The sequence below is a fragment of the Bacillus sp. SIMBA_008 genome, assembly GCF_046535495.1.
Taxonomy (GTDB): Bacteria; Bacillota; Bacilli; order Bacillales; family Bacillaceae; genus Bacillus; species Bacillus subtilis.
In genome coordinates, this window is record NZ_JAWRWL010001329.1 from 1 (window position 1) to 233 (window position 233).

Sequence of the window (233 nt, forward strand, 5' to 3'; positions counted from 1 at the left end):
TAATCCAAGCTCTTCTAATACATTTTCACCCTGTACGTTATAAGTAATATTCTTATGAACAACTTTATCAACTGGCGAAATTTCTACTAAACCTTTTTTCACATTCTTTAATTTAAGATTAACTTTCACATTGTCACACGATGTCTTATCGTAAGGTTTTGTATTTTGGTTTGTCAGCGTATTTGTATCAGTAACCACATAAATACCTACTGTTGCCCCAATGGACGTTGTAG

General features: G+C 32.6%; 1 protein-coding gene. It reads right to left on the bottom strand.

Going from position 1 to position 233, the window contains the following annotated elements; all coding sequences use genetic code 11:
- Positions 1-198 (bottom strand): hypothetical protein (locus tag SB658_RS27765; protein ID WP_410603808.1); only part of this gene is annotated, 198 nt, incomplete at its 3' end.
- Between the last annotated feature and the right edge of the window lie 35 nt (positions 199-233).